Origin of the sequence: Glycomyces sp. MUSA5-2 (genome assembly GCF_037034145.1) — a bacterium.
GTDB lineage: Bacteria > Actinomycetota > Actinomycetes > Mycobacteriales > Micromonosporaceae > Glycomyces > Glycomyces artemisiae.
This window is the reverse complement of the sequence record NZ_JBAGKG010000006.1, coordinates 334524-348208: the sequence shown is the minus strand read 5'-3', so window position 1 is coordinate 348208 and position 13685 is coordinate 334524. Positions and strand designations below refer to the sequence as shown.

18 protein-coding genes, 2 tRNA genes and 1 pseudogene are annotated in these 13685 nt (G+C 70.6%); 9 read left to right on the top strand and 12 right to left on the bottom strand.

Going from position 1 to position 13685, the window contains the following annotated elements; genetic code table 11:
- Positions 1–208 precede the first annotated feature (208 nt).
- The 8 genes from WA640_RS20590 (at position 209) to WA640_RS20555 (ending at position 6338) form a co-directional block, all read left to right on the top strand.
- Complete coding sequence (locus tag WA640_RS20590; RefSeq protein WP_335990178.1) at positions 209–1279, top strand: S8 family peptidase; 1071 nt, start codon at positions 209–211, stop codon at positions 1277–1279.
- Positions 1276–2040, top strand: a complete 765-nt coding sequence (gene nth, locus WA640_RS20585) for an endonuclease III (RefSeq protein ID WP_335990177.1) — start codon at positions 1276–1278, stop codon at positions 2038–2040. Before WA640_RS20590 ends, nth begins: the two co-directional genes overlap by 4 nt.
- On the top strand, positions 2037–2594 hold the full coding sequence (locus WA640_RS20580; RefSeq protein WP_335990175.1) for a TlpA family protein disulfide reductase: 558 nt from the start codon (positions 2037–2039) through the stop codon (positions 2592–2594). The genes nth and WA640_RS20580 overlap by 4 nt, the downstream gene beginning before the upstream one ends.
- Entirely contained in the window at positions 2591–3247 is a 657-nt protein-coding gene (locus tag WA640_RS20575) for an NUDIX hydrolase (RefSeq protein WP_335990174.1), read from the top strand. Before WA640_RS20580 ends, WA640_RS20575 begins: the two co-directional genes overlap by 4 nt.
- A gap of 24 nt (positions 3248–3271) precedes the next feature.
- Complete coding sequence (locus WA640_RS20570; protein WP_335990173.1) at positions 3272–4468, top strand: MarP family serine protease; 1197 nt, start codon at positions 3272–3274, stop codon at positions 4466–4468.
- A 305-nt stretch (positions 4469–4773) separates the two neighbouring features.
- Positions 4774–5451: a Crp/Fnr family transcriptional regulator gene (locus WA640_RS20565; protein WP_026924818.1), complete on the top strand. Its 678-nt coding sequence runs from the start codon at positions 4774–4776 to the stop codon at positions 5449–5451.
- A gap of 165 nt (positions 5452–5616) precedes the next feature.
- The gene (locus WA640_RS20560) at positions 5617–5898 is read left to right on the top strand and encodes a F0F1 ATP synthase subunit epsilon (protein WP_106363368.1); all 282 of its coding nucleotides are present in this window, start codon (positions 5617–5619) and stop codon (positions 5896–5898) included.
- A 2-nt stretch (positions 5899–5900) separates the two neighbouring features.
- A complete protein-coding gene (locus WA640_RS20555; RefSeq protein ID WP_106363367.1) occupies positions 5901–6338 on the top strand; it encodes a DUF2550 domain-containing protein in 438 nt (145 codons plus the stop codon).
- A 43-nt stretch (positions 6339–6381) separates the two neighbouring features.
- Here the strand turns inward: WA640_RS20555 and WA640_RS20550 are convergent, their stop codons facing one another.
- The 7 genes from WA640_RS20550 to WA640_RS20520 form a co-directional block, all read right to left on the bottom strand.
- A complete protein-coding gene (locus WA640_RS20550; protein ID WP_335990169.1) occupies positions 6382–7920 on the bottom strand; it encodes an alkaline phosphatase D family protein in 1539 nt (512 codons plus the stop codon).
- Between the two features lie 60 nt (positions 7921–7980).
- Entirely contained in the window at positions 7981–8403 is a 423-nt protein-coding gene (locus WA640_RS20545) for a PIN domain-containing protein (RefSeq protein WP_335990168.1), read from the bottom strand.
- On the bottom strand, positions 8400–8624 hold the full coding sequence (locus WA640_RS20540) for a CopG family transcriptional regulator (RefSeq protein ID WP_106363365.1): 225 nt from the start codon (positions 8622–8624) through the stop codon (positions 8400–8402). Before WA640_RS20540 ends, WA640_RS20545 begins: the two co-directional genes overlap by 4 nt.
- Before the next feature lie 102 nt (positions 8625–8726).
- Complete coding sequence (locus tag WA640_RS20535; RefSeq protein WP_106363454.1) at positions 8727–8921, bottom strand: helix-turn-helix domain-containing protein; 195 nt, start codon at positions 8919–8921, stop codon at positions 8727–8729.
- A 40-nt stretch (positions 8922–8961) separates the two neighbouring features.
- Positions 8962–9813 (bottom strand): ABC transporter permease, encoded by an 852-nt coding sequence (locus WA640_RS20530; RefSeq protein ID WP_335990163.1) that lies wholly within the window; start codon positions 9811–9813, stop codon positions 8962–8964.
- Positions 9810–10733: an ABC transporter ATP-binding protein gene (locus WA640_RS20525; protein WP_219926632.1), complete on the bottom strand. Its 924-nt coding sequence runs from the start codon at positions 10731–10733 to the stop codon at positions 9810–9812. Before WA640_RS20525 ends, WA640_RS20530 begins: the two co-directional genes overlap by 4 nt.
- A gap of 127 nt (positions 10734–10860) precedes the next feature.
- Positions 10861–11442, bottom strand: coding sequence for a cob(I)yrinic acid a,c-diamide adenosyltransferase (locus WA640_RS20520; RefSeq protein WP_335990159.1), 582 nt, complete (start codon positions 11440–11442; stop codon positions 10861–10863).
- 25 nt (positions 11443–11467) lie between these two features.
- Here WA640_RS20520 and WA640_RS20515 point away from each other — a divergent pair, with 25 nt between their 5' ends.
- Positions 11468–12400, top strand: coding sequence for a 3-hydroxyacyl-CoA dehydrogenase family protein (locus WA640_RS20515; RefSeq protein WP_335990157.1), 933 nt, complete (start codon positions 11468–11470; stop codon positions 12398–12400).
- A 55-nt stretch (positions 12401–12455) separates the two neighbouring features.
- Here the strand turns inward: WA640_RS20515 and WA640_RS20510 are convergent.
- The 5 genes and pseudogenes from WA640_RS20510 to WA640_RS20490 form a co-directional block, all read right to left on the bottom strand.
- A pseudogene (locus WA640_RS20510) lies at positions 12456–12719 on the bottom strand (MaoC/PaaZ C-terminal domain-containing protein); the annotation flags it as partial.
- 29 nt (positions 12720–12748) lie between these two features.
- Positions 12749–13129 carry an FAS1-like dehydratase domain-containing protein gene (locus WA640_RS20505; protein ID WP_245888919.1) on the bottom strand — a complete coding sequence of 127 codons (381 nt, stop codon included), beginning with the start codon at positions 13127–13129 and terminating at the stop codon, positions 12749–12751.
- Between the two features lie 36 nt (positions 13130–13165).
- The gene (gene rpmG, locus WA640_RS20500; protein ID WP_181245701.1) at positions 13166–13333 is read right to left on the bottom strand and encodes a 50S ribosomal protein L33; all 168 of its coding nucleotides are present in this window, start codon (positions 13331–13333) and stop codon (positions 13166–13168) included.
- 98 nt (positions 13334–13431) lie between these two features.
- Positions 13432–13503, bottom strand: a tRNA-Met gene (locus tag WA640_RS20495).
- Between the two features lie 74 nt (positions 13504–13577).
- Positions 13578–13650 (bottom strand) — tRNA-Thr (locus WA640_RS20490).
- Positions 13651–13685: the final 35 nt, after the last annotated feature.

The following is a 13685-nucleotide window of genomic DNA, read 5'->3' as shown; positions in this document are numbered from 1 at the left end:
GCGGTGTCGAGCGAACGCGGCGTCCCCTCGCGATGGTCACCGTAACGCGAGGGCGTTGTCAAGCTTCGTTCAGTAGGCCAAAAATAACGAAATCATAAAGGCGAACGCGTGTCATTCCCACGCTGTGGGCCTGCCGCTGTGTAACGATCCCGCTCTGATGGGGAACCGCGCTGCTCGATACGTGATGGCCTGCGTCTGCTCGACGCTGTTGGCGCTCTTGCTGTCCGCACCCGTCGGGGGCGCCGCGCCGGTCCCCTGGCAGGTCGCCGCGGCCGGAGCGCCCGCGGCGTGGGCCACCGCGACCGGGACCGGGGTCGTCGTGGCCGTGATCGACTCCGGCGTCGACGCCGACCACCCCGACCTCGCCGGGGCGGTCCTCCCGGGCCGCAGCTACGTCGACGTCGACCCGGGCGCCGAGCCGCGGCTCCTCGCGTTCGGCTCCGAGGAGTCCCCGGTCTACGAGCGGGCCTTCGGCCAGGCCGACCCGGTCGGCCACGGCACCGCCGTCGCGAGCCTCATCGCCGGGCGCGGCGCCGACGGCCACCCCGGGATGGCCCCGGGCGCGGCGATCCTCCCCGTGCGGGTCCTCGACGACGAGAACAAGTACCACGACTCGGCGATGGTGGGCGCGGCCGTGAAGTGGGCCGTCGACAACGGCGCGAACGTGATCAACCTGTCCCTCGGCGGCCACTACGAGTCCGCGCCGTTCGCCGAGGCGATCGCCTACGCCGAGCGCAACGACGTGGTCGTGGTGGCGTGCACCGGGAACCGCGGACAGGACGACACCGGAGAAGAAGAGGTGTGGTTCCCCGCGCGCATCGACGAGGTCCTCGCGGTCACCGGCACCGACGAGCGCGGCGAGCACTGGCGCACCGCGGTCACCGGCGCGGGCACCGACCTCGCGGCCCCCGGCGCGGACCTGAGCGCCGCCGACGCCTCCGGCGGGCACAAGACCGTCACCGGCACCTCGTTCGCGTCGGCGATCGTCGCGGGCGCCGCGGCGCTCGTGCGCTCGGCCCACCCGGACTGGTCCGCCGACCAGGTCCGGCGGGCGCTCACCTCGACCGCGACGCCCGGGAGCGCGGACCTCGGGGCCGGGATCGTGGACGCGGGCGCGGCCGTCGCCGCCGACGTCACCCCCGCCGAAGAGTCCGAGCCGCTGCCGACGATCTGGAGCGCCGCCGCGACCGCCGCGGGCGGCGGGCTCATCGGCGCGACCGCGCTGCTGCTGCGAGGCCGCAGGCGGCTCACGGTGCGCGCGCGTACCATGGCGGGGTGACCGCCGCCGACGCCAAAAAGGGCAAAGAAACCGAACTGGCCAAGAAGCGCCGGGCCCGCGTGATCGACCGCCTCCTCGCCGCGGCCCACCCCGACGCCCACTGCGAGCTCGACTACTCGAACCCCCTCGAACTCGCGGTCGCCACGATCCTCTCGGCGCAGTGCACCGACGTCCGCGTCAACCTCACCACCCCGGCGCTGTTCGCGCGCTACCGCGACGCCGCGGACTACGCCGACGCGAACCCCGAGGACGTCGAGGAGATCATCCGCCCGACGGGCTTCTACCGCAACAAGACCCGCTCGATCATCGGCCTCGGCAAGGCCCTGGTGGAGCACCACGGCGGGCGGCTCCCCGAAGGCATGGACGACCTCGTGAAGCTCCCCGGGATCGGCCGCAAGACCGCGAACGTCATCCGCGGCAACGCCTTCGGTATCCCCGGCATCACCGTCGACACCCACATGATCCGGATAACGAACCGCCTGAAGCTCGTCGACGGCAAGGACCCCGTGAAACTGGAGTTCCAGCTCCAGAAGCTCGTCGAGCCCCGCGAGTGGACCATGTTCTCCCACCGCATCATCTTCCACGGCCGCCGCGTCTGCATCGCCCGCAAGCCCGCGTGCGGGGCGTGCACGCTCGCCGCGCAGTGCCCGTCGTTCGGCGAGGGCCCCACGGACCCGGCCGAGGCCGCGAAGCTCCTCAAGGGCGACAACGTGGACGAGCTCATCAAGCTGGCGGGCATCGAGCACGCGGTGGGCGCGTGAGAAGGCTCCTCGCGGCGGTGCCGCTGCTGCTGCTCGCCGCCTGCACCCCGAACACCGCCGACGACGCCGAGACGCCGCGCAGCGCCGACGAGCCGACCTGGTCCGTCGCCTGCTCCCCCGGCACCACGCCCGTCGACGGGATCGGCGACCTCGAACTCGACTGCCTCGGCGACGGGACCGCGACCGCCGTGGGCACCGCGGACAAGCCGCTCGTGGTGGTCCTGTGGGCCAGCTGGTGCGTCCCGTGCCAGCAGGAGGCCCCCGAGATCGAGGCGTTCTTCCAAGCCAACGGCGACCAGGTGGACGTCCTCGGCGTCGACACCGCGGACACCGACGACGCCGGGCGCTGGTTCGCCGACGACTTCGGCATGACCTTCCCGTCCGTCGCCGACCCCGACGAAGCGGTGCGCATCGGCCTCGGCGTGCCCGCGCTCCCCGGTGTCGCGCTCGTGAACACCGACGGCACGGTCGCCGACCTCATCGTCCAGCCCGGCGTCACCGCCGAGAGCCTCGCCGAAGCCGCGGGCGCCGCGTTCGGCCTGGAGCTGGCGTGACCGCGGCCCCCGAGCCCGACTGGTGGCGCCCGCTGCTCAAAGCGGCCGCAGCGGCCCAGGGCCCCACCGCAGAGCGCGTCATCGAAGGCCACCTGCGGCCCTATAGCGAGGAGCACGCCCGGACCGCGTCGGTCCTGGTCCTCCTCGCCGACACCGAGACCGGACCCTCGGTCCTCCTCCAGCAGCGGGCCGCCACCCTGCGCCACCATCCCGGCGAGGTCGCGTTCCCCGGCGGCGCCGCCGACCCCGGCGACGCCGACAGCGCCGCCACCGCCCTGCGCGAAGCCGCCGAAGAACTCGCCGTCGACCCGGCCACCGTGCTCGTCGGCGCGACCCTCCCGCCGCTGTGGATCCCCGTCTCCGGCTTCGCCGTCACACCCGTGCTCGCCCTGTGGCGCCGACCCCACACCGTCGCCCCGCAGGCGGCCTCGGAAGTGGCCGCCGCGCACCAGGTCCCGTTGCAGGTCCTCGCCGATCCGGACGCGCGCGGCACCGTCGGCTACCCCTCGGGGCGCAGCGGCCCGGGGTTCCAGGTCGCTGGCGTGCCGCTGATTTGGGGGTTCACCGCCGGGGTACTGTCGTGGCTACTGGACCTGGGCGGCTGGTCCCGCCCCTGGGACCGGAGCCGCACGATGGAACTCGAAGGGCGCTAGCGCTCAAGCGATTGCGGGGTGGCGATGAGTCCGAGCGGATCCGGCCTCCTGGTCGACGTGATCATCGTGCTCCTCGCCCTCCTCTTCGCGATCAACGGCTACCGGCAGGGCTTCATCCTCTCCGCGGCCACGTTCTTCGGCTTCCTCGGCGGCGCGCTCCTCGGCATCCAGATCGCCCCCTGGGCCGCCGACTTCTACCAGGAGCCCCTCGCGAAACTCGTCGTCGCGCTCGTCGTCGTCTTCGCGCTCGCCCTCGGCGGCCAGGCCCTCATGACCGCGATCGGCTACCGGCTCCGCCGGAAGCTGAAGTCCAACGGCTCCAGGCGCCTCGACCGCTCCCTCGGCCCGGTCATCTCCATCGCCGCGGTCCTCCTCGTCACGTGGATGGCCGCCGCGCCGCTCGCGAGCCTGCCGCTCCCGGCCATCGCGGGCGCCGTCCGCAACTCCTCGATCGTCGGCGGCATCGACGACAACATGCCCGAGGCGGTCCGCGGCGTCTACGACCGGCTCCGCGAATCCCTGAACACCACCGGCATGCCGAACATCTTCTACGGCATCGACCCGACCCAGGTCCGCGACGTCCCCGCCCCGGACCCCGAGCTCGCCGCGTCCTCCGTCGTCCGCAACGCCGAGGACTCGGTCCTGAAGGTCCACGGCTCGGCCCCCTCCTGCGACCGCCAGATCGAGGGCTCCAGCTTCGTGTACGCCGACGGCCTCGTCGTCACCAACGCGCACGTCGTCGCCGGGACCGAGGACGTGCGCGTCGAGTCCGACGGCGACCTCCTCGACGCCGAGGTGATCGTCTTCGAACCGGAGAAGGACCTCGCGATCCTCCACGTCCCCGACCTCGACGCCGACCCCCTGCCCGTCGACGAGGACACCGCCGAGTCCGGCGCCGACGCGATCGTCCTCGGCTACCCCGGCGGCGGCCCCTACACCGCGACCGCCGCCCGCGTCCGCGAAGCGCGCGTCGTCACCGGCCCCGACATCTACGACGACGGCACCGTCACCCGCGAGGTCTACCAGCTGTACGCCACGATCATCGGCGGCAACTCCGGCGGCCCGCTCCTCAACCCCGACGGCGAAGTCATCGGCGTCGTCTTCGCCGCCGCCGTCGACGACCCCGAGACCGGATACGCGCTCACCATGGACGAGTCCGCCTCAGTCCTCGACGCCGGGCGCACCGCGAGCGGGTCCGTGGGGACCGGTTCGTGCACGTGAGATGTGCGATCTTGGGGATTCTCTCCATTGCCTGATGTTGGGCTTGACGTCACAATGCGGGTAGGCTGTAGCGGTCGCCGTCGACGCTTTCCGCTCCCCGGAACGAAACCCCTGCTGAGACGGCGCGGCGAGTCTCACGCGGTGACGCTCGGAACGGACGGAGGGCATTCATTCGGATACGAATGTCGATTCCGGCGGCGACGGTGCGCATGTGGATTTACGGGGGTCTCGCTCCCGCAATGCGGACAAGAGGCATAGACTCAGTACTTGCACTAGCGGTGCGTTGAAGAAAGGTGCGAACGGACATGGAAGACGTATTGGCGAGGGCCGCCCTGTTCAAGGGGGTCGACCCCGAAGCTGTCGAGTCGCTCATCAAAGAGATGGAGTACGTCGACGTCAACAAGGGCCAGACCGTCTTCACCGAGAACGAGCCGGGCGACAGTCTGTACATCGTCATGTCCGGCAAGGTGAAGCTCGGGCGCCGCTCCGCCGACGGCCGCCAGAACCTGATCGCCGTGATGGGCCCGTCCGACATGGTCGGCGAGCTCGCGCTCTTCGACCCGGGACCCCGCACCGCCACCGCCACCGCTCTCACCGACACCCGCATGGCCCGCCTGTCCAAGACCGCCCTGCGGCCCTGGCTCGCGAACCGGCCCGAGATCGCCGAGCAGCTGCTCCGGGTGATAGCGCGCCGGCTGCGCCGCACGAACGACTCCATGGCGGACCTCATCTTCACCGACGTCCCCGGCCGCGTCGCCAAGGCCCTGCTGCACATGGCGAGCCGCTTCGGCACCCGCGACGGCGGCGTCCTGCGCGTCACCCACGACCTCACCCAGGAGGAGCTGGCCCAGCTCGTCGGCGCCTCCCGCGAGACCGTGAACAAGGCCCTCGCCGACTTCGCGGGCCGCGGCTGGCTGCGCCTGGACGGCAAGAGCGTCATCATCATGGACCCGGAGCGCCTCGCCCGCCGCGCGCGCGTGTAACACTCCCGGTCGAACTTCGAGGCCCCCGGCGGCGCCGGGGGCCTTCGTCGTCCCCCTGGTAGTGCGCCTCATCACCTCCCGTAGCGCCCTTGGCCGCATGGACGCCCGCAGGTCCAGCCGTTTAGACTTCCCGTAACCATCCCGGAGTCCGACAGAAGGAGCGTTGTGGCAGGGCAACTGAACGTCGAAGTCGTGGCAGTCGACTCGAAGGTGTGGTCCGGCACGGCCGAAGCCGTCTACGCCCGCACCACCGAAGGCGAGCTGGGCATTCTGCCCCACCACCAGCCGCTCCTGGGCGAACTCCGCGTCGACAGCACCGTCCGCGTGCAGCCGGTCGGCGGCGGCGAGCTCGCCTGGAAGATCGAAGGCGGCTTCCTGTCGGTCACCACCGACGGCGTGACCATCCTCGCCGAGACCGCCGAAGCGGTCGCCCCCGCTTCGGCCTAGACATGCTGAAGGCACTGCTGATCGTCGCCGCGCTGGCGGCGGCCGTCGCGGTGTTCCTCGTGCTGACCTACGTCCGCCGCTCGATCCTGTCCCGCTCCGGCTCGGTCGCCATGGCCGCCCGCCTGTCGCGGCACATGGAGGGCCGCGGCTGGGCCCCCGGCTTCGGCGTCTACGAGCGGGGCACGCTCCGCTGGTACCGGATGTTCTCCCTCGCGCTCGGGCCGCGCTACTCGCTCTCGCGCCAGGACCTCCAGATCGCCGACCGCCGCGTCCCGGCCGGTCCGGAGGCCCAGATCTTCCCCCCGGAGGTGGCGATCCTCCGCTGCAAGAACGCCGCCGGCGACGTCGAGCTCGCGATGACGACCTCCGCCGTCACCGGCTTCCTCTCCTGGCTCGAAGCCGCTCCCCCGGGAGCGGCTTTCTACTCTGACCGGGACTGAACCACCCGATGCCCGCCTCCTGACGGAGGCGGGCATCGTCGTGCTACGCGGCCGGTTCGAGGGCCTGGGTGAAGAGGACTTCGCCGTCGAGGTCCTTGAGGGACACGGTGAGGACCTCGGTCTCGGCGTCGATGTGGACTTCGCCGAAGAACTGGTAGCCGACCGCCGGGGAGGTGTTGGCGGCGGGCGGGGCCTTGACGAAGACGGCTTCGGGGCCGAAGGTGGGGTCGAGCTGGTTGGGGCCGAAGGCGCCCGCGTTCAGGGGCCCGGAGACGAACTCCCAGAACGGGTCGAAGTCCTGGAACGCGGCGCGGTCGGGGCTGTAGTGGTGGGCCGCGGTGTAGTGGACGTCGGCGGTGAGCCACACCATGTTCGCGACCTCCTCGCGCTTGCAGTAGGACAGGAGGTCGGCGATCTCGGTCTCGCGGCCCATCGGGGCGCCGCCGGTGCCTTCGGCGATGCCCTCCCAGGCGCCCGCGCCGTCGCCGACGAGGAGGCCGATCGGGAGGTCCGCGGCGACGGCCTTCCATGTCGCGTTCGAGCGGCGCAGTTCGCGCTTGAGCCACGCGAGCTGGCGCTCGCCGAGGATCTGCCCGGTGGGCCCGTCGGCGTCCGGGTTGGCGCTCTTGTAGGTCCGCATGTCGAGGACGAACAGGTCGAGGAGCGGCCCGTACGAGATCTTCCGGTAGATGCGGCCCTCGGCGTCGAAGCCGCCGGGCGTGTACTCGGCGAACGCCTGGCGGGCCCGCGCGGCGAGGACGTCGACGTTCTTCTCGGTGTACTGCGGCAGGTCGAGGATCTCGCCGGGGTACCAGTTGTTGGTGACCTCGTGGTCGTCCCACTGGTTCACCATCGGCACCCGCGCGAGGTACGCGCGCAGGTTCTCGTCGAGCAGGTTGTACTTGAACTGCCCGCGGTACTCGTCGAGCGTCTCGGCGACCTTCGACTTCTCCTCGACGACCCTGTTGCGCCACGTGGTCCCGTCGGGGAGCGCGACGGTCTCCACGAGCGGCCCGTCGGAGTAGACGAAGTCGCCCGAGCACAGGAAGAAGTCCGGCTCCGAGTCGGCCATGGCCTGGAAGATCCGGTACCCGCCGAACTCGGGGTTGATCCCCCAGCCCTGCCCGGCGAGGTCCCCGGACCACTGGAACGTGATGTCGCGGCACTCGTCCGAAGCGGTCGTGAACGAGCCTTCGAGGGCGTCGGAGGCGCGCTCGCCCTCGGCGCGCACCCGGTAGTGGTACGTCTGCCCGGGCCGCAGGCCGCTGAGCCGCAGCTTCCCGGTGAAGTCCGAGTCCGCGGTGAGCGCGGGACCGCGCAGTTCCCTGGCGTGCTTGAAGTCCGGGCGGGTCGCGAGTTCGACGCGCATCCGGGAGCCGCGGTCGGCGCGGGTCCACAGGACCGCGCCGCGCTCGGTGACGTCGCCGGACTGGACGCCGTGCGTGAGCAGGGGCCGGGACGCGGCGTACGAGATGCCGGGCGTGCCCAGGAGGACGGCGCCTCCGGCTCCGGCTGCGAGCAGTTTCCTACGGTCGATCGGCACGGGGGCCTCCAGTGTCAGCGGGGTGTCGGCGGTCGCCACTCACGCTCGCAGACCCCGGTGGCACCGGAGTGGCCCGAAGGTGAACAGAAGGCCCCGCTCTCAGGCGTCCTTGGGCAGCAGTCGGAACGCCCCGCCTTGGAGCGGGGTGACCGGGCGGAAGTCGCGTTCGTCCCGGGTGAGGAGGTCGACGGTGCCGTACCGGTAGGCGAGGACGACGAGGCTCGCATAGGTGAGGCCGAGGTCGAGCGCCGCGTACTTGGCGTCGATCTTGACCGCTGTGAGCAGATCGGTGTGGGACAGGGCCGGGACTTCGATCATGCGGCCCTGGAGCAGCCGCGCGAGGATCGCCCGGACCGCCTTGGCGCTCTCGATCTTCCGCACGAGGTAGTCGAACTCGGCGAGCACGAGCGGGCTCACGATGAGCGGCTGCGGCTGCGCCACCGCGATCGCGCGGATCGCGGCGTGGTCGGGGTCGGCATCGTTGACGAGGCTGATCAGGCAGCTCGTGTCGCAGACGATCAACGGTCGAAACCGTCCAGCCGCAGGAACTCCTCTTCGTCGTCGATCGCCGCGAGCTCCGGACTGTGGATCACCGGCAGCAGGTCCCACTGCGGGGCCTTCGACGCCAGCCCGGCGTCGATGAACTCGCGGATCAGCTCGGCCTCGGAGATCCCCCGTTCGGCGGCGCTGCGGCGCAGGCCGTCCTTCTCGTCGTCCGTCAGGTAGACCGTCGTCTTGAACATGCCCTCATTGTGCCATACGTATGGCACGGCGCGGCGCAAAAAAGGCCCCGCGCTCCGGACGGCCTGGGGCCGGGGTGTCTCCGGAGCGCGGGGCGGGAAGCCCTAGGCGCCGAGGCGCGGGAAGGGCTTGGTGGAGAAGACCACTTCTACGGGCACCTCGAAGTACTCGGAGAGCTTCAGCGCCAGGTAGAGGCTGGGGCTGTACTCGCCGCGTTCGAGGTAGCCGACGGTCTGGTAGTGGACGCCGAGGGCCTCCGCGAGCTGGCGGCGCGAGACGCCCCGCTCGGCGCGCAGCATCGCGATCCGGTTGTAGACCTCGTCCCCGGCCACGGCTCGATCACCAGTCCCTCTGCATGTCGGCGCGGCGGGCCGCCACGGCCGAACCCGACTCGCGGCGCGACATCCGCCGCAGGAGCCTGGGCGCCAAGGCCATCGAGACCACGGCCCAGACCGCGAGCACGGCGAACATGGTAACGGTCCGCCATTCGCCGCCGATCTCCACGGCGGCCATGGAGTCCGGGAGCAGCGCGTGCCGCATCCCCAGGCCCATCCAGTACATCGGGAAGACCTGCCCGACGCCCTGGAGCCAGCCGGGGAGCGCGGTGATCGGGTAGAAGATCCCCGAGACCGCGACCAGGCCCATGACCGGGAGCATGACCAGGCCCATGTTGCGGGGGTTGTCGAGGATCGCGCCGAGGACGGCGCCGATCGGGAGGGTCGCGACGACGCCCATGACGAGGACCGCCAGGAAGGTCATCCACCGGTCGGGGGTGGCGAACGAGAGGCCGTCGAACAGCGGCAGGCCCACGGCCAGCAGCGCGACCGCGCTGGCGCCGATGAACATCGCGGTGGACGCGAGGTGCCCGACGAGGTAGCCGGTCATGCCGCCGGGCATGGACTTGGCGCGCAGGAGCGTGCCGTTGGTGCGGTCCATGGCGAGCGCGCCGACCATGCCCATGATGCCGCCGAAGACGACGTTCATGCCGATGAGGCTCGGCATGTTCATGGAGCCCAGGGAGACCGGGGCCCCTTCGAAGTCGGCGTTCTGCATGAACAGGAGGACGACGATGGCGATGCCGGTGGGCATGATGAAGCCCATGAGGTCGCCGATGGACGTCAGCGAGACCTTGGTCTCGATGAGGGCCCGCTTCCAGCCGGTGCGGTACTCGTGGAGGGTGTTGGCGCTCATCGGGTGACCTCCTTGAAGGCGTCGACGGCGGTCGCGGCCTCCCCGGCCTCGAACTGGGCGACGAGTTCGAGGTAGGCGTCCTCCAGGCTCGCGCGGTGGATCTCCAGTTCGGTGACCTTGCCGTCGTCGGTGGCGAGGAGCTTGCGCACGAAGTCGGTGGCGTCCTCGGTGGCGTGGATCTGGAGCTTGCCGTCCTGGATCCACTTCACCTCGGCGGTGGTGGACGCGGCGCGGGCGAGCTGGTCGGGCGAGCCGTCGGCGATGATGCGGCCGCCCGCGAGGATGAGGATCCGCTCGGCGAGCTTCTCGGCCTCGTCGAGGTCGTGGGTGGTGAGCAGGATCGTGGTCCCGTCGAGGTCGGTGAGCCGGTGGATGAGCTCGTGGAACTCCCTGCGGGCGTGGGGGTCGAAACCGGTGGTCGGCTCGTCGAGGAACAGGAGGGCCGGGCGGCCGATGATGCCCAGCGCGACGTCGAGGCGGCGGCGCTGCCCGCCGGAGAGGGTCCGCACGCGCTGCCCGGCCTGCTCGGCGAGGCCGACCATGTCGAGCAGTTCGTCCGCGCCCCAGGGGTTCGTGTACGGCTTGTAGTACTCGGCGAAGTGCGTGACGATGTCGCGCACCTTCCACTTGCCGTTGTCGCGCCACTCCTGGAGGACCACGCCGAGCTGCGCCCGCCACCGCTCGTCGCCGTGCGCGGGGTCGACGCCGAGGACGCTGACGTCTCCGGCGGAGCGCCCGCGGAAGCCTTCGAGGATCTCGATGGTGGTGGTCTTGCCGGCCCCGTTGGGCCCGAGGAGGGCGGTGACGCCTCCCGCTTCGATCTCCAGGTCGAGACCGGTGAGCACGTCCTTGTCGCCGTAGCGCATGCGCAGGTCGGACACCGCGATGGCGGGTCCGGCGTGCGTTCGGGGGTGTCCCATGGATCGCTCCGTTGTATGTTTCCGATCGTTGATAGCACTCATACTACAACCCGCGGGAGAGTTTCGCCAACCCGTATAACACCGAGGGCCGTCCACCTGCGTGAACGGCCCTCGGGAAGCGCTGCGGCTACTCCTGCGACCCCCGCGGGGCCCACAGCACGTCGCCGCCGGGGTTCGCCTTGCGCGCCAGCACGAACAGCAGGTCCGAAAGCCGGTTCAGGTACGTCACGGGCACTGCGTGCGTCGTGTCCGGCTCGGCCTCCAGCAGCGCCCACACGGACCGCTCGGCCCGCCGCACCACCGTGCACGCCTGGTGCAGCAGCGCCGCGCCGGGCGTGCCGCCGCGCAGGATGAACGACCGGAGGTTCTCCAGATCGGCGTTGGCCTCGTCAATCCAGCCCTCCAAACGAGTCACATAGGACTCGTCGATGCGCAGCGGCGGGTACTTCGGGTCCGCCGCCACGGGAGTGGAGAGGTCCGCGCCGACGTCGAACATGTCGTTCTGGACCGCGAGCAGCATCTCCCGCTCGCGCTCGCCGATCTCCCCCGTCTGCAGCGCGAGGGCCGTGCCGATCACGGCGCCTGCCTCGTCCACGTCGCCGTACGCGGCGAGCCGGAGGTGGGTCTTGGGGACGCGGGAGAAGTCGGCGAGCCCGGTCGTGCCGTCGTCGCCCGTCTTCGTGTAGATCCTGGTGAGATTGACCGCCATACCCCCGACCATATAGCCTCCCCCCATGACACAAGTCGCGGTAATCGGTTCGGGACTCATGGGTTCCGGGATCGCTCAGGTCACAAGCCTCGGCGGTTCCGACGTCACACTGATCGACACGGACGAGGGGGCGCTCGACCGGGCGCGGGCGGCGATCCGCTCGTCCCTCGACCGCTTCGTCGCCAAGGAGAAGACCACCCCGGAGGCCGCGGACGCGGCCCTCGCGCGGATCGCGGTCTCCACCGACCTCAAGGCCGCCGCGGGCGCGGACATCGCCGTCGAAGCGGTCTTCGAGCGCCTCCCGGTCAAGCAGGAGGTCTTCCGTCAGCTCTCGGCGATCGTCGCCCCGGAGACCGTGCTCGCCACGAACACCTCGGCGATCCCGATCACGGAGATCGCCGCCGCGGCCACGCACCCGGAGCGCGTGGTCGGCACCCACTTCTTCTCGCCGGTCCCCATGATGAAGCTCTGCGAGCTCGTGCGCGGCCTGCACACCAGCGACGAGGCCCTGGCGACCGCCCGCTCGTTCGCCGAAGCGGCGGGCAAGACCTGCGTGGTCGTGAACCGGGACGTCGCGGGCTTCGCCACGACCCGCCTGATCTGCGCGCTCGTGAACGAGGCGGCGCGGCTCGTGGAGGACGGCGTGATCTCCGCCGAGGACCTCGACACGGCCTGCAGGCTCGGCTTCGGCCACCCGATGGGCCCGCTGGCGACCGCGGACCTCACCGGCATCGACGTGATCACGCACGCCACGGAGAACATCTACGAGGACACCGCGGACCCGCAGTTCTTCCCGCCGGCGCTGCTGCGCCGCATGGTCGCGTCGGGCGCGATCGGCCGCAAGAGCGGCAAGGGGTTCTACGACTACGCGGAGTTATCCACAGGGTTGTGGATAAGTTCTGGACCAATGTGGCGCGGGCGGGTGCCAGCACCCGCTCGCCGCCGCTGGTCGCGGTGATCGCCAATTCCACGGTGCCGTCCTCGGCCTTGCGGACCTTGCCCTCGACCTCGACGGCCGTCCCGGCCTCGGGCACGACGACGGGCTTGGCGAAGCGGGCGGTGAAGTCGGCGAGGCGGGCGTCGATCCCGTTCGCGGCGGTCCATTCGAGGATCGCCCGGGAGACCAGGCCCATCGTGTACATGCCGTGGGCGATGACGTCGGGGAGCCCGGCGGCCTTCGCGGCGGCCTCGTCCAGGTGGATCGGGTTGTGGTCCCCGGAGGCGTCGGCGTACGCGGCGAGGTGCTCGCGCCCGACGGGGTAGGAGGCGGTGAACACGGTCTCGCCGACCGCGAGGTCCGAGAGGTTCACTGGGGGTCTCCTGCGACGAACAGTGTGGTCCACACCTCGGCGGCGAGGCCCTGGGCGTCGTCGACGGCGGTGCGGAGCGAGAGGAGGTCGTTCCCGGCGACGGTCTTGATCGACTCGACGGTGACGGTGCACGTCACCGCGTCTCCGGCCTTGAGGTCCCGGTGGTACGCGAAACGCTGCTCGCGGTGGAGGACGCGGCCCCAGTCGAGCCCGAAGTCCGGGTCGTCGATGAGGCGGTCCGCCGCGGGCAGCGTCAGCGAGATCAAGTAGGTAGGGGGGACCGCACCGGTGTCGGGGAGGCCGACGGCCTCGGCGAAGCGGGTCACCGACTCGGCGGTGACCACCACCGGCTCGGTGGTCGGCAAGGACCGTCCCACATACGAAGCGTTGAGCATGTACCGGGGCGGGGAAGACTAGCGGGTCTCTTTGTGGACCTGCGAGGTCTTGCAGCGCGGGCAGTACTTCTTGAGTTCGAGCCGGTCGGGGTCGTTCCGCCGGTTCTTCTTCGTGATGTAGTTGCGCTCCTTGCACTCCGTGCACGCCAAGGTGATCTTGGGGCGGACGTCGGTAGCCTTGGCCACGATGAGTGCCTTCCTCTAGCGGAACCCGCCGCTCGGCGGGCTCTCCCTGCAAAACAAAACGGCGACCAGCGTAACGCAGTGGTCGCCGATTGCCAAAGTAGCGATGGGCAGGATCGAACTGCCGACACAACGATTATGAGTCGTTTGCTCTACCACTGAGCTACACCGCCGTGTGCTCACTGCCGCCAGATGGCTCTGGGTGAGCAGTACAACACCAGTCCGCTTCCGCTTCGAGGTGTGTCCGAGCCCCCTTACGGAATCGAACCGTAGACCTTCTCCTTACCATGGAGACGCTCTGCCGACTGAGCTAAGGGGGCGTTCGCGGGGCTTCCCCCGCGGCCTTGACAAGAGT

Coding starts and splice junctions, on each gene's coding strand:
- WA640_RS20565 (WP_026924818.1), top strand. CDS start 4,774: ATGGAAGACGTATTGGCGAGGGCCGCCCTGTTCAAGGGGGTCGACCCC.
- WA640_RS20520 (WP_335990159.1), bottom strand. CDS start 11,442: ATGGCGGTCAATCTCACCAGGATCTACACGAAGACGGGCGACGACGGC.
- WA640_RS20525 (WP_219926632.1), bottom strand. CDS start 10,733: ATGGGACACCCCCGAACGCACGCCGGACCCGCCATCGCGGTGTCCGAC.
- WA640_RS20555 (WP_106363367.1), top strand. CDS start 5,901: ATGCTGAAGGCACTGCTGATCGTCGCCGCGCTGGCGGCGGCCGTCGCG.
- WA640_RS20530 (WP_335990163.1), bottom strand. CDS start 9,813: ATGAGCGCCAACACCCTCCACGAGTACCGCACCGGCTGGAAGCGGGCC.
- WA640_RS20540 (WP_106363365.1), bottom strand. CDS start 8,624: ATGTTCAAGACGACGGTCTACCTGACGGACGACGAGAAGGACGGCCTG.
- WA640_RS20535 (WP_106363454.1), bottom strand. CDS start 8,921: ATGCTGCGCGCCGAGCGGGGCGTCTCGCGCCGCCAGCTCGCGGAGGCC.
- WA640_RS20570 (WP_335990173.1), top strand. CDS start 3,272: ATGAGTCCGAGCGGATCCGGCCTCCTGGTCGACGTGATCATCGTGCTC.
- WA640_RS20515 (WP_335990157.1), top strand. CDS start 11,468: ATGACACAAGTCGCGGTAATCGGTTCGGGACTCATGGGTTCCGGGATC.